Origin of the sequence: Actinobacillus vicugnae (assembly GCF_901687125.1) — a bacterium.
Classification (GTDB): domain Bacteria; phylum Pseudomonadota; class Gammaproteobacteria; order Enterobacterales; family Pasteurellaceae; genus Actinobacillus; species Actinobacillus vicugnae.
In genome coordinates this window covers 19,531-35,265 of record NZ_CABFJY010000033.1, presented here as the reverse complement: position 1 = coordinate 35,265, position 15,735 = coordinate 19,531, and the positions used below count along the sequence as shown (strand labels likewise).

The 15,735-nt window shown below is 38.7% G+C and carries 15 protein-coding genes; 11 read left to right on the top strand and 4 right to left on the bottom strand.

The features are described from left to right. Positions 1-139: 139 nt before the first annotated feature. Positions 140-1,726, bottom strand: a complete 1,587-nt coding sequence (purH, locus tag F8M47_RS07465) for a bifunctional phosphoribosylaminoimidazolecarboxamide formyltransferase/IMP cyclohydrolase (protein WP_150539495.1) — start codon at positions 1,724-1,726, stop codon at positions 140-142. A 166-nt stretch (positions 1,727-1,892) separates the two neighbouring features. On the opposite strand from purH, the gene F8M47_RS07460 reads away from it, so the two are divergent. Beyond that, the gene (locus tag F8M47_RS07460; protein ID WP_150539494.1) at positions 1,893-2,162 is read left to right on the top strand and encodes a GNAT family N-acetyltransferase; all 270 of its coding nucleotides are present in this window, start codon (positions 1,893-1,895) and stop codon (positions 2,160-2,162) included. Positions 2,163-2,200: 38 nt separating this feature from the next. Here the strand turns inward: F8M47_RS07460 and dacB are convergent, their stop codons facing one another. Next, complete coding sequence (gene dacB, locus F8M47_RS07455) at positions 2,201-3,616, bottom strand: serine-type D-Ala-D-Ala carboxypeptidase (RefSeq protein ID WP_425292574.1); 1,416 nt, start codon at positions 3,614-3,616, stop codon at positions 2,201-2,203. A 121-nt stretch (positions 3,617-3,737) separates the two neighbouring features. Here dacB and greA point away from each other — a divergent pair, with 121 nt between their 5' ends. After that, positions 3,738-4,214 (top strand): transcription elongation factor GreA, encoded by a 477-nt coding sequence (gene greA / locus F8M47_RS07450; protein ID WP_150539492.1) that lies wholly within the window; start codon positions 3,738-3,740, stop codon positions 4,212-4,214. Between the two features lie 84 nt (positions 4,215-4,298). Here greA and prmB read toward each other — a convergent pair whose 3' ends face one another. Further along, entirely contained in the window at positions 4,299-5,243 is a 945-nt protein-coding gene (gene prmB / locus F8M47_RS07445) for a 50S ribosomal protein L3 N(5)-glutamine methyltransferase (RefSeq protein ID WP_150539491.1), read from the bottom strand. Between the two features lie 92 nt (positions 5,244-5,335). Here prmB and bioA point away from each other — a divergent pair, with 92 nt between their 5' ends. The 9 genes from bioA to F8M47_RS07400 all read left to right on the top strand — a co-directional run bounded on the left by bioA (position 5,336) and on the right by F8M47_RS07400 (position 15,070). Next, positions 5,336-6,634, top strand: coding sequence for an adenosylmethionine--8-amino-7-oxononanoate transaminase (bioA, locus tag F8M47_RS07440; protein ID WP_150539490.1), 1,299 nt, complete (start codon positions 5,336-5,338; stop codon positions 6,632-6,634). Between the two features lie 20 nt (positions 6,635-6,654). After that, a complete protein-coding gene (locus F8M47_RS07435) occupies positions 6,655-7,818 on the top strand; it encodes an 8-amino-7-oxononanoate synthase (RefSeq protein ID WP_150539489.1) in 1,164 nt (387 codons plus the stop codon). 9 nt (positions 7,819-7,827) lie between these two features. Next, positions 7,828-8,499 carry a DUF452 family protein gene (locus tag F8M47_RS07430; RefSeq protein WP_150539488.1) on the top strand — a complete coding sequence of 224 codons (672 nt, stop codon included), beginning with the start codon at positions 7,828-7,830 and terminating at the stop codon, positions 8,497-8,499. Next, positions 8,487-9,257 carry a malonyl-ACP O-methyltransferase BioC gene (gene bioC / locus F8M47_RS07425; RefSeq protein WP_150539487.1) on the top strand — a complete coding sequence of 257 codons (771 nt, stop codon included), beginning with the start codon at positions 8,487-8,489 and terminating at the stop codon, positions 9,255-9,257. The genes F8M47_RS07430 and bioC overlap by 13 nt, the downstream gene beginning before the upstream one ends. Further along, the gene (gene bioD / locus F8M47_RS07420; protein WP_150539486.1) at positions 9,257-9,901 is read left to right on the top strand and encodes a dethiobiotin synthase; all 645 of its coding nucleotides are present in this window, start codon (positions 9,257-9,259) and stop codon (positions 9,899-9,901) included. Before bioC ends, bioD begins: the two co-directional genes overlap by 1 nt. Continuing rightward, entirely contained in the window at positions 9,895-10,437 is a 543-nt protein-coding gene (gene smrB / locus F8M47_RS07415; protein WP_150539485.1) for an endonuclease SmrB, read from the top strand. Before bioD ends, smrB begins: the two co-directional genes overlap by 7 nt. Before the next feature lie 125 nt (positions 10,438-10,562). Then, a complete protein-coding gene (locus F8M47_RS07410; protein WP_150539484.1) occupies positions 10,563-11,426 on the top strand; it encodes an EamA/RhaT family transporter in 864 nt (287 codons plus the stop codon). 130 nt (positions 11,427-11,556) lie between these two features. Beyond that, complete coding sequence (locus tag F8M47_RS07405) at positions 11,557-13,149, top strand: subtype B tannase (protein ID WP_150539612.1); 1,593 nt, start codon at positions 11,557-11,559, stop codon at positions 13,147-13,149. Positions 13,150-13,219: 70 nt separating this feature from the next. Further along, positions 13,220-15,070: an ATP-binding protein gene (locus F8M47_RS07400; RefSeq protein WP_150539483.1), complete on the top strand. Its 1,851-nt coding sequence runs from the start codon at positions 13,220-13,222 to the stop codon at positions 15,068-15,070. Positions 15,071-15,152: 82 nt separating this feature from the next. Here F8M47_RS07400 and F8M47_RS07395 read toward each other — a convergent pair whose 3' ends face one another. Then, positions 15,153-15,710: a methylated-DNA--[protein]-cysteine S-methyltransferase gene (locus F8M47_RS07395; protein WP_150539482.1), complete on the bottom strand. Its 558-nt coding sequence runs from the start codon at positions 15,708-15,710 to the stop codon at positions 15,153-15,155. Positions 15,711-15,735 lie beyond the last annotated feature (25 nt).

Genomic DNA, 15,735 nt, shown 5'->3' with positions numbered 1-15,735 from the left:
GAGAGAAATCTCGCTTTTTTATGGGCATAAATTTTATATATAAAAGCGGTCTATTTTATTTGGTTTTTTTGCAATGCAATTGAAACGGAGGAGGTTTGCAAAATATTAACGAAAATAGACCGCTGGTTCGGACATATAATTAGTGGCGGAAGTGGCGCATTCCTGTTAAGACCATTGCCATACCGTGTTCGTTTGCTGCATCAATCACTTCTTGATCACGCATTGAACCACCTGGGTGAATTACACAGGTGATCCCCACTTTAGCTGCTGCATCAATACCATCACGGAATGGAAAGAAGGCATCTGAAGCCATTACACAGCCAGCAACTTGTAAACCTTCATCTTCCGCTTTAATACCAGCGATTTTCGCTGAATATACGCGACTCATTTGACCTGCACCAATCCCGATTGTTTGACCATTTTTCGCATAGACAATCGCATTTGATTTGACATATTTTGCGACTTTCCAGCAGAATAATAAGTCTTCAAGCTCCGCTTTGCTTGGTTTACGTTCGGAAACTACTTGTAAATCTTCAATTGAGATTGAACCTTGGTCAGCATCTTGTACTAATAAACCGCCGTTTACACGTTTGAAATCTAAACGTTTTTGCGCTTGAGTAAATTCACCGCATTCGAGTACACGCACATTTTTCTTTTTCGCAAGTGCTGTTTTTGCCGCTTCTGAAACAGTCGGTGCAATGATCACTTCCACGAATTGACGTTCTGCGATAGTTTGCGCTGTTTCGCCGTCTAATTCTCGGTTAAAGGCAATAATGCCACCAAATGCTGATGTTGGGTCGGTTTGATAAGCACGGTTATAAGCCTCTAAAATGTCTTTGCCTAATGCTACGCCACAAGGGTTTGCGTGTTTAACAATAACACACGCAGGCTCTGCAAATTCTTTTACGCATTCAAGTGCTGCATCGGTGTCGGCGATATTGTTATAAGAAAGTGCTTTGCCTTGTAATTGTTTTGCTGTTGCTACAGAGGTTTCTTTCACTTCTTCTACATAGAATGCCGCATTTTGATGTGAGTTTTCACCGTAACGCATGGTTTGTTTACGCACGAAATTTAGGTTTAATGTACGAGGGAATTGACCACACTCTTGGCTTAAATCTTCTTCCTCTGCGCCTTGATATGGCGGAACCAATTTACCGAAGTAGTTTGCGATCATAGAATCATATTGTGCGGTATGTTCGAATGCTTTGATAGCAAGGTTAAAACGGGTTGCGAAGGTTAATTCATTTTGGTTTTGATCCATTTCTGCAAGAATCGCATCAAAATCGTTATTATTTACTACAATCGCAACATCTTTATGATTTTTCGCTGCGGCACGCACCATAGTTGGCCCGCCAATATCAATATTTTCTACGGCATCTTCAAGAGTGCAGTCAGGTTTTGCGACCGTTGCGGCAAACGGGTAGAGATTAACCACCACCATATCAATACGCTCAATGCCGTGCTGGTTCATTACTTCATCATCTAAACCACGACGTCCCAAAATCCCACCGTGGACTTTAGGGTGAAGCGTTTTTACACGCCCGTCCATCATTTCAGGAAAACCTGTGTAATCAGATACTTCCGTTACTGCTAAGCCAGTCTCAGCCAATAATTTGGCTGTTCCACCTGTTGAAAGTAATTTTACACCACGAGCTGCCAGCCCCTGTGCAAATTCGACAATACCTGTTTTATCTGACACACTTAATAACGCCTGTTGAATCGCCATTTTTCTAAGTTCCTTAAAATGAATGTTAAACAAATACCATTTTATTATAGCGCAAACGTTTGCTTTTTTCATGGGCAAGCGGTTGAATTTGTAGAAATTTTTACAAATTGGACCGCTTGCAGAGGTTAGGAAGAAGAGTAGAATAGTGAAAGTTATAGGAGGAATAATGATTAAACACGATTTAACTCATTTTGAATTTAGCTATTATACTGAAGAAGGTGTGCAGGTAGGCAGATTGCGCTATCGCTATATTAAAGATAATGTGATCGATGCTTATACCACCAAGGTGGATGAAGCCTTTCAGGGTAAAGGCATTGCAGGAGAACTTTATTCTGCGTTAATTGAATTTGTTCAGCAAAATGAACTCAAAATCAAACCAGGCTGTAGTTATATCGAAGTAAAAATGCAGCGAAGCCATAAAGCGTTAATCGCATAACAAAAATGGCGTACCAATGTGAGGTACGCCATTTTTAGTTATTCATTATAAAGTGCCATATATAATTTGTGTTCGAAATTAGATAGTGGCGCACGTTTGGTTTTGTTTTCTAATTCGCCCGTTGAATAGCCATTAACAAACTGAACAAAGGCGATTTGTTCGCCGCGGGCATTTTTCATAAAACCAGCTAAATTATACACGCCTTTTAATGAGCCTGTTTTGGCAATCAGGTTTTTTGCTAATGGCTCAACTGCAATTGATCCTCTGCCTGAAATCGTGCCATCAACACCAGCAATCGGAAAGGTTTCAAACAGCTGTAAGTTTTCTTCATGCTTGGCTATGTATTCCAAGGTTTGTAACATGGTTTCTGCGTTTACTTGGTTATGGCGAGATAGCCCTGAGCCATCCACCACGACACTGTTATCAAATTTTATCCCTGCTTTTGTTTTTAATACATTTCGTACAGTATGACTTGCTAATGGAAATGAAGCTGGACGATTATGTTGTTGATTGGCAATCCTTCTAAATAAGCTATCTGCAATTTGGTTGTCTGATTTTTTCATCATTTTTTTCAATAATTCAGGCAAAGGAACAGACCAATGTTCAGCGAGCAATGTGCCGTTTTGTGGATTTAGAGGCTCTTGAATCTTCCCTTCAAAAGTAATACCAACACGTTTCAAATTCGCTTTAATTAAGTTTGCGCCATAACTTGCAGGATCTTGTACTGAAAAACTTAGCCCGAATGGTTCCACTTGCCGAGCCATGCAGCCTTTCACTTGATAGCGATTGTTATCATTTACCACCACATCTAATTGACAATATGGCGCTTGTGATTTTTCTACGATATAAGCGGAGCTGAATACCTGTACGGGGTAAGCTGATGGCACATTTACTTTAGCAAATTCACCGACTGTTTGGTCTGCATTCAGCGTAACGTAAAAACAGTTGTGATCGATATTAACCGCAGCGGGTGGAGCACTAAAACACATGGGTAAATCATTCCAAATCCAGCCAGAGGCTTTATCATGGCTGGCAAAAACGGCGGTATCTAAAATCAAATTACCTGTAATTTTATGAATACCTTGCTTTTTTAACTGGTTAATTAATTGATAAAGCTGACCGCTTGTTAAATCAGGATCACCTGTGAATTTCGCAATTAAATCGCCATTAAGCACGCCATTTTCTACTTTGCCATTGGTAAGCAAGGCGGTCTGAAAGCGAAAATCGGTAGGTAACGATAGTTTTGCCGCCAATGCAGTGAATACCTTTTGAGTACTGGCGGGCAACATAAAAATATCACTTTGATATTGAGCAATAATTTGATTGGTGGTTAAATTTTTTGCAATAAAACTCGCAGAGCTTCCTGCAGGAAGATGAGGGAGTAACTCTTGAGTATTGATTTCTGCGTGCGCAATGTTTGGAAGAAGTAAACTAATTAATGAGAGTTTTGGCATGAGTTTGCCAATAGATTTAAACAGCATATAAATTCGGGAGTTGATATTTTTAACAAGACGTTGAATAATAGCCCTTTCACTTATATTCGTAAACCTTAAAATTTTTCTAAAAGGATAAATAATGAAACAAATTCCAATGACGATGCGTGGCGCAGAAATGCTTCGCGAAGAATTAGAATTTTTAAAAAATGTTCGCCGCCCACAAATTATTGATGCGATTGCAGAAGCCCGCGAACATGGCGATTTAAAAGAAAATGCGGAATACCATGCAGCACGTGAACAGCAAGGTTTCTGTGAAGGCCGTATTCAAGAAATCGAAGGTAAATTAGGTAACGCACAAATTATTGACGTAACCAAAATGGCAAATAATGGCAAAGTGATTTTTGGGGCAACGGTAAGTTTAGTGAATGCAGATACTGATGAAGAAGTGACTTACCGCATTGTAGGCGATGATGAAGCGAATATCAAAGAGGGCTTAATCTCAGTAAATTCACCAATTGCTCGTGGTTTAGTCGGTAAGGAAGTGGATGATTCAGTAAGTATTGTTACCCCAGGTGGAAAAGTAGAATTCGACATTATTAATGTAGAATATATTTAAGCTAAATTAACCTCAAAAAAAACAAGCGGTCATCTTTGTTAAGATTTTGTGCAAAAAATAGAAGCAATATGACCGCTTGTTTTATTATTGAAATAATTGGTGGTGTTTTACTAATTCTTCACGAGTAAGGGTAAAGACGCCAAGACCACCATTTTTGAATTCAATCCAATGGAATGGCACAGTTGGGAATTGTTCAATTAAATGTACCATGCTATTACCTACTTCACATACTAATACACCATTCTCAGCGAGATAATTTGGAGCCTCAGCAAGAATGCGTTTGGTAATGTCTAAACCATCTACGCCAGAACCTAATGCTAATTCAGGCTCATGATGGAATTCTTCTGGCATATCGTCTAAATCTTCTTGATCAACATACGGAGGATTGGTCACAATTAAATCATATTTATCTTGTGGAATATCATTAAATAGATCTGAACTAATTGGGAATACTCGATGAGCTACTTGGTGGCGCTCAATATTAATTTGCGCAACATCTAATGCATCCATTGATAAATCAACTGCATCAATTTCTGCATTTGGGAATCGGTTTGCACAAGCAATCGCAATACATCCACTACCTGTACACATATCTAAAATACGTTTTGGTTCGGCACGTAAAATGCCTGTAAAGCCTTGTTGAATTAATTCTCCAATAGGTGAACGAGGCACAATAACACGTTCATCAACATAATATTCTGCACCGCAGAACCACGCTGAGTTAGTTAAGTAAGCAATAGGTTTACGCATACCTAAACGCTGTTCTACCATTTCAATAATGCGTGCTTTTTCTAGGCGGGTAAGATTAGATGAATACATTGCTTCAGGTACATCAATAGGTAAGTTTAAAGCACTTAATACTAATTGATGCGCTTCGTCCCAAGCATTATCTAATCCGTGACCATAGTAAAGATCTGAAGCGTTAAAATAGCTATAAGCCCAACGCATCATATCTTGAATGGTTTTTAAATCATCAGCGGTTGATGACTCCGAGATTTCTTCTAATAATTCTAAATTGTATTCGAACATAGTTGTCCCCTTTGTTAAGTAAAAATTGGCTTATTCTATACCGATATATGTTTTTACGCTAGAATTCCGAAAAAATTAAAGGAAAAATAAAAATGATAACAACTCAGATTCTTGAATTAGATCAAAAATATATCTGGCATCCCTATTCTTCTATCACTCATCCGATTCCTGTTTATCCTGTAGAACGTGCTGATGGCGTGATCATCACTTTAAAAGACGGGCGTCGATTGATTGATGGAATGTCTTCATGGTGGGCCGCTTTGCATGGCTATAATCATCCCCGTTTAAACCAAGCTGCAATAACGCAGTTAAATCAAATGAGCCATATTATGTTTGGCGGGTTCACCCATGAGCCAGCCGCAAAACTTGCGCAAAAATTATTAGAAATTCTACCGTCTGAATTAAACAAAATTTTCTTTGCGGATAGCGGATCAGTGGCGGTTGAAGTGGCGATGAAAATGGCATTGCAATATGCGCAAGCAAGCGGTGCAAAAACGGTAAAAAAACGCACTAAATTTGCCACTATTCGCGCGGGCTATCACGGTGACACGTGGCATGCAATGTCAGTTTGCGATCCTGTCACAGGCATGCATGGCTTATTCAATGCGAGTTTACCTGTACAATATTTTCTGCCACAACCGAGCGTAAAATTTGGGGAAACATGGCGTGAAGACGCCATTCAGCCATTACAAGATTTATTTGAACAGCATGCAGATGAAATTGCTGCATTAATTTTAGAGCCGATAGTGCAAGGCGCTGGCGGAATGTATTTCTATTCGCCCGTCTATTTACAAAAGGCAAGAGAGTTATGTGATCGTTTTGGTGTACTATTAATTTTTGATGAAATTGCAACAGGTTTTGGGCGCACAGGTAAATTATTTGCACTCGAATATGCACAAGTTGTGCCAGATATTATTTGCTTGGGCAAAGCACTTACTGGCGGTTATTTAACCTTATCCGCTACGATTACCACTGAAAAAGTGGCAACAACAATTTGCGAAGGCGAGGCAAAATGTTTTATGCACGGTCCGACATTTATGGCAAATCCGCTTGCCTGTGCGATTGCTTATGAATCGATCAATTTATTATTGGAACAGGACTGGCAAACAAATATTAAACGCATTGAACAACAACTAAAGGAAGAACTAGCGCCTGCTCGCCAATTTAAATCGGTGGCAGAAGTCCGTGTGTTAGGCGCAATTGGCGTGCTAGAAATGCGACAAGCGGTGGATTTGGCTTCGTTACAAAAATTATTTGTCGAACACGGCATTTGGGTTCGCCCTTTTGGCAAGTTAGTTTATTTAATGCCACCATTTATTATTAGCAATAGCGAATTAACCCAACTCACCAGTGCTTTATTAGCCGTACTAAAACAAGCCTATAACGAATAATTGAAATACATGGAGGTATTATGAATGTATTTACACAAAAATTAGAGGCACTCACTCAAGCGGGCTTAAAACGCGCGCTACCTAACATTTCACATGAAGGGAAGTGGATTATTGCAGATAAGCGTAGAATGTTAAATTTTTCTTCAAATGATTATTTGGGACTCGCTGCAGATCAACGATTACAGCGCGAATTTTTGCAAAAAATGCTTGAAAATGAACCGCTTGTTAATCCATTAACTTCATCATCATCTCGTCTGCTTACAGGGAATTTCCCTATCTATCAAGAACTTGAGCAATTGATCGCAAACCGATTTTCTCGTGAGGCAGCGTTGTTGTTCAACAGTGGCTATCACGCCAATATTGGTATTTTACCCGCACTCGCCGATAAAAATACGCTGGTTCTTGCTGATAAATTAGTTCATGCAAGTTTAATTGATGGTATTCGTTTAGCAGGCGTATCGTTTTATCGCTATCAACATAATAATCTGGAACATTTAACGCAGCTACTCACTAAATACGCTACTCAATTTGAGCGAATTATTATCGTTACAGAAAGTATTTTTAGCATGGATGGCGATATTGCGCCTTTAGCCGAATTAGTCGCACTGAAAAAAGTGTTCTCGAATCAGTGCCAAGTTATGCTATATGTGGATGAAGCACACGCTATTGGTGCTTATGGAGAGCAAGGCTTAGGAATGGCAGAAGTGTTTGATTGTATTGCAGAGATTGATTTTTTAGTCGGTACTTTTGGAAAAGCACTTGCTTCAGTCGGCGCTTATTTAGTGTGTGATCAGTTGATCAAAGATTACTTAATTAATAGTATGCGTCCATTGATTTTTTCGACCGCTTTACCGCCGCTTAATGTCGCTTGGACGGCTTTTTTATTTCAACAATTGCCTGAATTACAAGCCAAACGGACACACTTGGCTTATCTAAGTGACCGATTAAAACAAGCGGTGCAACAGAAAAATGATTATCCACTGCAAACGCAAAGTTGCATTATTCCATTTGTGGTTGGCGAGAATGAGCAAGCGGTACAAAAAGCTAAATATTTACAACAACAAGGCTTTTATTGTTTACCGATTCGTCCCCCAACAGTGCCGAAAGGTATGGCGCGTATTCGCTTATCATTAACCGCAGATTTAGCCGAAGATGAACTAAATCAACTGATCGCTTGTTTATAAGGAGAAAAAGTGAAAACCAAATTCATTTCCCATTCAAAAAATACTGATCAAGCTAATTTGATTGTATATTTTGCAGGTTGGGCAACCCCACCAAGTGTGGTAAGTCATTTAACCATACCCGCAGGCTACGATTTACTGATTTGTTATGATTATCAAGATTTAACCTTAGCTTCATTTGATTTTAACCGCTACCAAAAAATCCATTTAGTGGCGTGGTCAATGGGCATTTGGGTGGCAGAAAAAACTTTAGCTCATCTCCCCTTTCAGAGTGCTACAGCCATCAATGGTACACCGTTTCCAAAACATGATAAATGGGGCATTCCTGTGCAAATTTTTGAGGGAACCTTACAAACGCTAAATGAAGCAAACCGCCTGAAATTTGAACGCAGAATTTGTGGCGATAAACAACTGCTCAATCATTATCTAGCGTTGTCTGAACGGCGCACTTTAGCAGAGATTTCGGCGGAGCTTAAGCAATTAAATTTAGCCATAGATGCCCAAGCGGTTTCACCGAGTATTCATTGGGATCATGTGATTATTGGTGAGAAAGATAGAATTTTTCCACCACATAATCAACTTGCTTACTGGCAAACGCAAAATGCTCAGATTAGCCAAATTAGTGAGGGGGAGCATTATCTCTGGCAACATTTTTCAGCGTGGCAACAATTATGGAACAGCTAGCAAAATCTTTGATTGCCGAGCGATTTATCGCACATTCCAATGAATACGATGAGCATGCGCTGGCACAACAACAAATTAATCAACAATTGGTTCAGCTATTAGCACAAACCGATAAAGCCAGCTTTAAACGCGTGTTAGAAATTGGCTGTGGTACGGGCGATTTTACCCAAAAACTGTTAGCCATATACCCGATTGAACAATTAGTTGTGAATGATTTAAGTGCAGTTTTTCGAAAGCCACTTTTGCAAAAAATAGCCAAAAATCGACCGCTTGTTTCGTTTGAATTTATGGAGGGCGATGCTGAACATTTGGTCTTTGAAGGCAAATTTGATTTGCTTAGTTCAGCTTCAGCTATTCAATGGTTTGAGCATCCACAGGCTTTTGTGAGGCAAGCTTCGGACTTATTACAGACTGGTGGTGTTTTGTTGTTTAATAGCTTTAGTTCAGAAAATTTAACTGAAATTCGCCAGCTTACTGGCGTTGGTTTAACTTATCCTAATCAACAGGATTGGCAGGCGTGGTTAGGTAATGATTTCACTAAATTGCATATTCATCAACAGCAAATTCGCTTAGCGTTTCCCTCGCCATTAGCGGTATTACAACATTTGCGCCAAACAGGCGTTACTGCAACTTCTCGTAACATCTGGACTCGCAAAATGCTAAGTGAATTTAATCAACAATATCTTGCGCGATTTAGTTGTGAGCAGGGCGTGTATTTAACTTATACACCAATTTTTATTTTGGGAGTAAGAAAGTAATGGGCAAAATCATTTTTGTTTCAGGCATTGATACTGACATTGGTAAAACTGTGGCTACAGGTTTTTATGCACAACGCTTAATGGCGCAGGGCTATTCGGTGATTACGCAAAAGATGATTCAAACGGGTTGCCGTGGAGTTTCGAGCGATATTTTGCAACACCGCCAAATGCAAAATATGGCTTTAACCGAAGAAGATAAAGCGAGTATAACTTGTCCGTATTTATTTGAATATCCCTGTTCGCCTCATTTAGCCGCAGAACGAGAAAATAGGGTCATTGAACCAGCCAAAATTAGCCGAGCCAGCCAGTTATTAGCGGAAAAATATGATTATGTATTGCTAGAAGGCGCTGGTGGTTTGGCGGTGCCTTATGATGCGCACCAGACGACGCTTGATTACATTATCGCACAAAAGCTACCGCTGATTTTAGTGACCTCTGGACGATTAGGCTCAATCAATCATACTTTGCTAAGCTTAATGGTTTGCCAACAAAAACAGATTCCATTAGTGAGTTTGATCTATAATAGCTATCCGCCAACCGATGAAGTGATTCATCAAAGTACGTTAAACTATTTTAAAAATTATATGGAACGCTATTTCCCTCAAGCGGAATTGTTAGTGATGGGTAAACAAGAATTATGCTAGATAATGAAGATTTTGCGCTTTTCCAAGAAGCGATCAAAGGCACTAAAAAAATTAAACAAGACACATTTGTACCAAAAACGACACTGCGTAAAAAAGTGAGTGAGTTGCGAGAGCTGCAAGAACAAAAAGATACCGAATTTTTCTTTTCTGATGAATATGAGCCGTTATTACGAGAAGAAAATGAAAAAGTAAAATACCTGCGCGCAGATGTTGATCCTTATATTTTAAAACAATTGCGCCGTGGTGATTTTCAGCCTGAACTCTTTTTAGATTTACATGGCTTAACACGAGAGCAAGCTAAAAAAGAATTAGCTGCATTGATTTTGGCGTGCGAAAAAGAGCAGGTGTATTGCGCCAGTATTATGACTGGGTTTGGTACACGTACCTTAAAAGATCAAATCCCTCGTTGGCTAGTGCAACATCCTAAAGTGCTTGCATTACATCAAGCGCCAAGAGAATGGGGCGGCGATGCGGCAATTCTGATTTTAGTTGAGCAATTAGAAAATCCAGAAAGACGTTTATTTGAACGTAGATAGCTTTTACAAGCGGTCGAATCTGCACATAATTTCGAAAATTTTGCACAGATCCGACCGCTTGTGCTTTCTATCCAAATTGGAAATTTGTAGAATGCGAATCTTTATCAATAAAGGATTATTTTCTTATGTTAGAGCTTGTTATTGCTATCTTGTGTAGCGTTTCTGTGGGAGTGCTGATTAAAGTAGCTCGCCAAAAACAAATCGCTATCGATCAAAGCATTGCAGTAAACTATATTGTTACTACTTCAATGACCTACTTCTTACTCAACCCCGATTTTAAAGGACAAACAGTCGTTGAAATTGTGGCAAATAGCCCATCAGCGTATCTCTTTTTTGCATTGGGCTTTTTACTGCCAACCGTTTTCTTAATTCAAGCAAAATCGCTGGAGTTTGCGGGGATCATTCGTACTGATGCCGCGCAACGCTTATCGCTATTTTTGCCAATTTTGGCGGCATTTACCATTTTTGGTGAGCAAATTACCCAAAATAAACTGATTGCGCTGATGTTAGCCTTTGTTGCACTCGGCTGTTTGTTGTGGAAAACCCACCATGGTATGGGTAAAGGGGGCAAAATTGCAATTGTTAGTCTCGCTTGTGTATGGTTAGGTTATGGTATGACCGATACCTTATTTAAACAAATTGCTAAATCAGGTTCGGCTTTCCCTGTTACCTTATTGATTGCGTTTGTATTTGCAGGCTGTTTAATGTTCGCTTACTTATTGCTGAAACGTACGCAATGGAACGTAGCAAGCGTTATGGTTGGCTTGTTATTGGGTGTCTTAAATTTCTGTAATATTTTGTTCTATATTAAAGCACACCAAGTGATGAAAGATGATCCGACCTTGGTATTTACAGGTATGAACCTTGGGGTAATTTGTTTAGGAACTTTTATTGGTGCTTTAATCTTTAAAGAAAAAATCAATAAAATTAACTACTTAGGTGTGTTTATTGCGATTATTGCAATTATCTGTTTATTCTATTGGAAATGAATAACCTGTTATCTGAGATAGGTTGTGATTTATAATAAAAGGTGATTATTCGTAATCACCTTTTTTATTAGGATTAGGAGTCGATATGAAAATAAAACAGTTTAGCTTATGTGTATTGAGTGCAATTGTGATGAATCAAGCCTTTGCTCAATCAACAGATAAACCAGTAGAACCTGCTTTTGCTAATCAACTAGAAAATGGCTTTGATTTAAATTTTAATGATAAAAATTATCGAACGGTAGAAGCATTGGTGAATGGTTTAGAAATTAAATATCGTGCATTTGAAAATATTGTTTATGTACAAAATCCTGTTGAGCCAGATTATCAAACACTTAATTTTTATGTGCCAGAAGCCTATTTTAATGGTGGAGAAATTAATGGCTATAATGTAGAAAATGCGCCTATTTTCTTGCCTAATTCAGTTGGTGGTTATATGCCTGCGAAGGCAAAATCGCCTGATACTCGCCCAACGGGGGTAAAACCTATCGGTAATCCAACTAAAAAGCCAGCAGGTATTCCTGAATTCCCCGCAGATGATCCAACGGGTGAAAAAGTACAAGTTCCAGCTCGAGGCAATAAACCTGACACCATTTTAGTCGCACTTTCTAAAGGTTACGTAGTAGCTAGTGTGGGCGCGCGAGGAAGAACGCTAGGCACAGAGGGGAATTACACTGGTAAAGCGCCTGCTGCAATTATTGATTTGAAATCTGCTGTACGTTATTTACACGCTAACAACACTAAAATGGCTGGTGATGCGAATAAAATCATTGCAAATGGTACATCCGCAGGTGGGGCGTTATCTTCTTTATTAGGGGCTTCGGCAAATCATGCAGATTATGCGAAATATTTTAAAGCGTTGGGCGCTGCGGAAGCGAGTGACGCTATTTTTGCAGTTTCTGCATATTGCCCGATTATTAATTTAGAAAATGCAGATAGTGCTTATGAATGGGAGTTTAATGGCGTAAATGAATACAGCCGTATGGATATGAGTAAATTAAATGCACAAAGTTATAACGACCGTGCTAAAGGTATGCTACCCAAAATTGAAGGTTCGCTTAGTGAACAAGAAATTAAATTATCAGAACAGCTAAAAGCACATTTCCCAGCTTATTTAAATAGCTTGAATTTAACTGATGAGCAGGGCAATCGACTCACTTTAGATGAAAAGGGTAACGGCTCATTTAAAACTTATCTGACTAACATTATTGCCACTGCTGCAGATAAAGCTGTGCAGCAAGGTGCTGATTTATCCAAAACCACGTGGGTAAAAATGGAAAATAGTAAAGTCGTTGGCATTGATTGGGATGGCTATGTTAAAAGTGATAAGCGGATGAAATCTCCGCCAGCATTTGACAGTTTAGATCTCAGTTCTGGTGAAAATAATTTATTTGGAGATAAATTGGTAAATAATAAACATTTCACGAAGTTTTCGTTAGATCGCAGTCGTGTTGCAAATGCACAACTTGCGGATGCGGAAATAGTAAAAGTGATGAACCCAATGAATTATGTGGAAAATAGTGTAGCAGCACAACATTGGCGTATTCGTGTAGGAACGGCTGACCGAGATACTTCACATGCAGTTTCAGCTATTTTTGCGACTAAATTAAAAATGGTAGGCAAAAATGTTGATTACGCTACACCTTGGGCTGTGCCTCACTCTGGCGACTATGATTTAGATGAGCTATTCCAATGGGTTGATAGTATTGTTAAGCCTACTAAATAGCTTTGCATTTCGGCTATAATAAATCCTCTCCATAAACGAATGGAGAGGATTTTATCTTTAAGGAGGGAAAATGAAGCTAATTAAACAATGTAGCCAAAATTATGTAAATTGGGTGCTTCGTATGGGGCGAGCGAGAGCGGCGCTATTCGGTTTTTTTGTATTAGCATTTTTTGCGATTATTGTGCAAGGTGCATTAACTTATTTATTTACGGGTGAAATCCAAACCAGAGATATTTTGCGCTCTATTTCATTTGGCTTAATTTCCGCTCCTTTTGTGATCTATTTTTTTAATTTGATTGTGGTAAAACTCGAAAAATCTCGTATTCAATTAGAACAAAGTATTTATGATTTAGGGGTTTTACGTGAACAAGATGCGCATCTAAATGCTACGCTTGAAAAAAATAATCGAGATAAAAGTGTATTAATGGCAACCATTAGTCACGAGCTACGCACTCCACTCAACGGCATTATTGGCTTGAGCCGTATTTTGTTGGAAGGTGAATTAACCTCACAGCAACGAGAATATTTAAAAACGATTAATATTAGTGCAGTCTCATTAGGACATATTTTTAGCGATATTATTGATTTAGAAAAAATTGATAGCCGTCGTATTGATCTGTTCAATAAAGAAGTCGAATTTTCGCAGCTAATCAGCGATATCAGCAATTTTGCGAATCTTATGGCGGATCAGCGCAAAATTAAATTTCATATAAGCTATTCAGACAATTTACCAAATTTTATTTTGGTGGATAACGCACGTTTAAGTCAGGTATTGTGGAATCTGGTGAGTAATGCGGTTAAATTTACTCCAGCAGGTGGTGATATTTATCTCGATGTTCAGCGTGTCGATGAAAAACATTTTAGTTTTAGCTTAAAAGATACAGGGATCGGTATTCCGAAAAATGAACAGCGTAAAGTATTTGCCATGTTCTATCAGGCTGACAATTCACAAGAGAAAAAAGCGCAGGGCAGTGGTATCGGTTTAGCTATTTCAAAACGCATTGCAAAATTAATGGGCGGAGATTTAACGCTTGAAAGTGAAGAAGGCAAAGGCTCTACTTTTACGCTAACTATTTATGCTGATTCAGTTGAAGAGAAGAAAGCAGTTGAAATTAATGCTCATGCGCTAAAAGTACTATTAGTTGAAGATATTGAAGTGAATATCGTAGTTGCCCGAGCGATGTTAGAAAAATTTGGTTGCGATGTAGATGTAGCAATGACGGGTAATGAAGCTTTTGAATTGTTTGAACAGAACAGTTACGACTTAATTCTACTCGATATTCAGTTGCCAGATATGACAGGCTTTGATATTGCAAAACAATTGCGAGAACGCTACGAAAATGAAGAAGTAGATTATTTACCGCTACTTGTGGCGCTTACCGCCAATATTATGCAGACCAAACAAGAATATCAGCAACAAGGTATGGATGACGTACTACGCAAACCTCTCTCTCTAGAGGCATTGTCTGAATGTTTAAATCATTATTTCGATAATGATTTTGTGGAAAAAAATAGTGAAATTCGACCGCTTGTAGAAACGGTTGAAACGCTAAACTTACCTTATGACCGAAAAATTCTTTCTGAGTTGATTGAAGTAATGGGCGCTAAAGCGGTGTTAGCAAACTTTGCATTATTTGCGAAATTAATGCCCGAATATTTGGAAAAATTACAGTATTATCTTACTGAATGGCAGGCAACGGATTCCGCAGAAATGCGTAAAAATACCGCAGACGAAGCACATAAAATTAAAGGCGCACTCGCGTCTGTCAGCCTAAAACGTTTGCAAGAAATTGCACAATTTGCTCAAACCGATAATGGCGATGAGTGGGAAGAAAATATTGCGCATTGGGTGTTCCAAATTGCGCAACAATGGCAGGCGGATTTAGCGCTTGCAGAAAGCTGGGTAAAAATGCAAGTTTAATCCATAAATTAACAGAAAATGGGGAAATGCTTAGCATTTCTCCATTTTTATGTAATGGCAAAAGTTGTGAGGTTGTTATACATTAGTCCCATTTTTTATGTTTAGGATTTACAAACTCAATACCTTTATCTTTAAAATGAATGCCTTCTAACGCCAATAAATAACGTTTAGCAGGTAAACCACCACCAAATCCTGTTAGCGTTTGAGATTTACCTAATACTCGATGGCAAGGAATAATAATTGAAATTGGATTACGTCCAACTGCACCGCCTACCGCTCGCATTGCATTGGGGTTACCCAATTGTTGTGCAATTTCTCCATAACTAGTGGTTTTGCCATAAGGAATTTCTAATAAGATTTTCCAAACCGATTTTTGGAATGCCGTACCTTGTGGTGCAAGAAAGTCTAAATGTTGAAATTCAATTTTTTCGCCAGCAAAATAACGGTCTAAAATTACTCGCGTTTTGCAAAAAATATCGTAAATTTGACCGCTTGTTTCGTTTGCCAATTGCCAGTGTTCGGCATCTGTGGTTAATTGTTCTTGCTCGAACTCAATGCCTAATAAGCCTTGCTGATTAGCAATTAATAATAAATTTCCAACTGGTGATGAGTAATATTGGTAGTGAATAGCTGATGACATTGTAACTCCGTTCTAAATAAAAAGG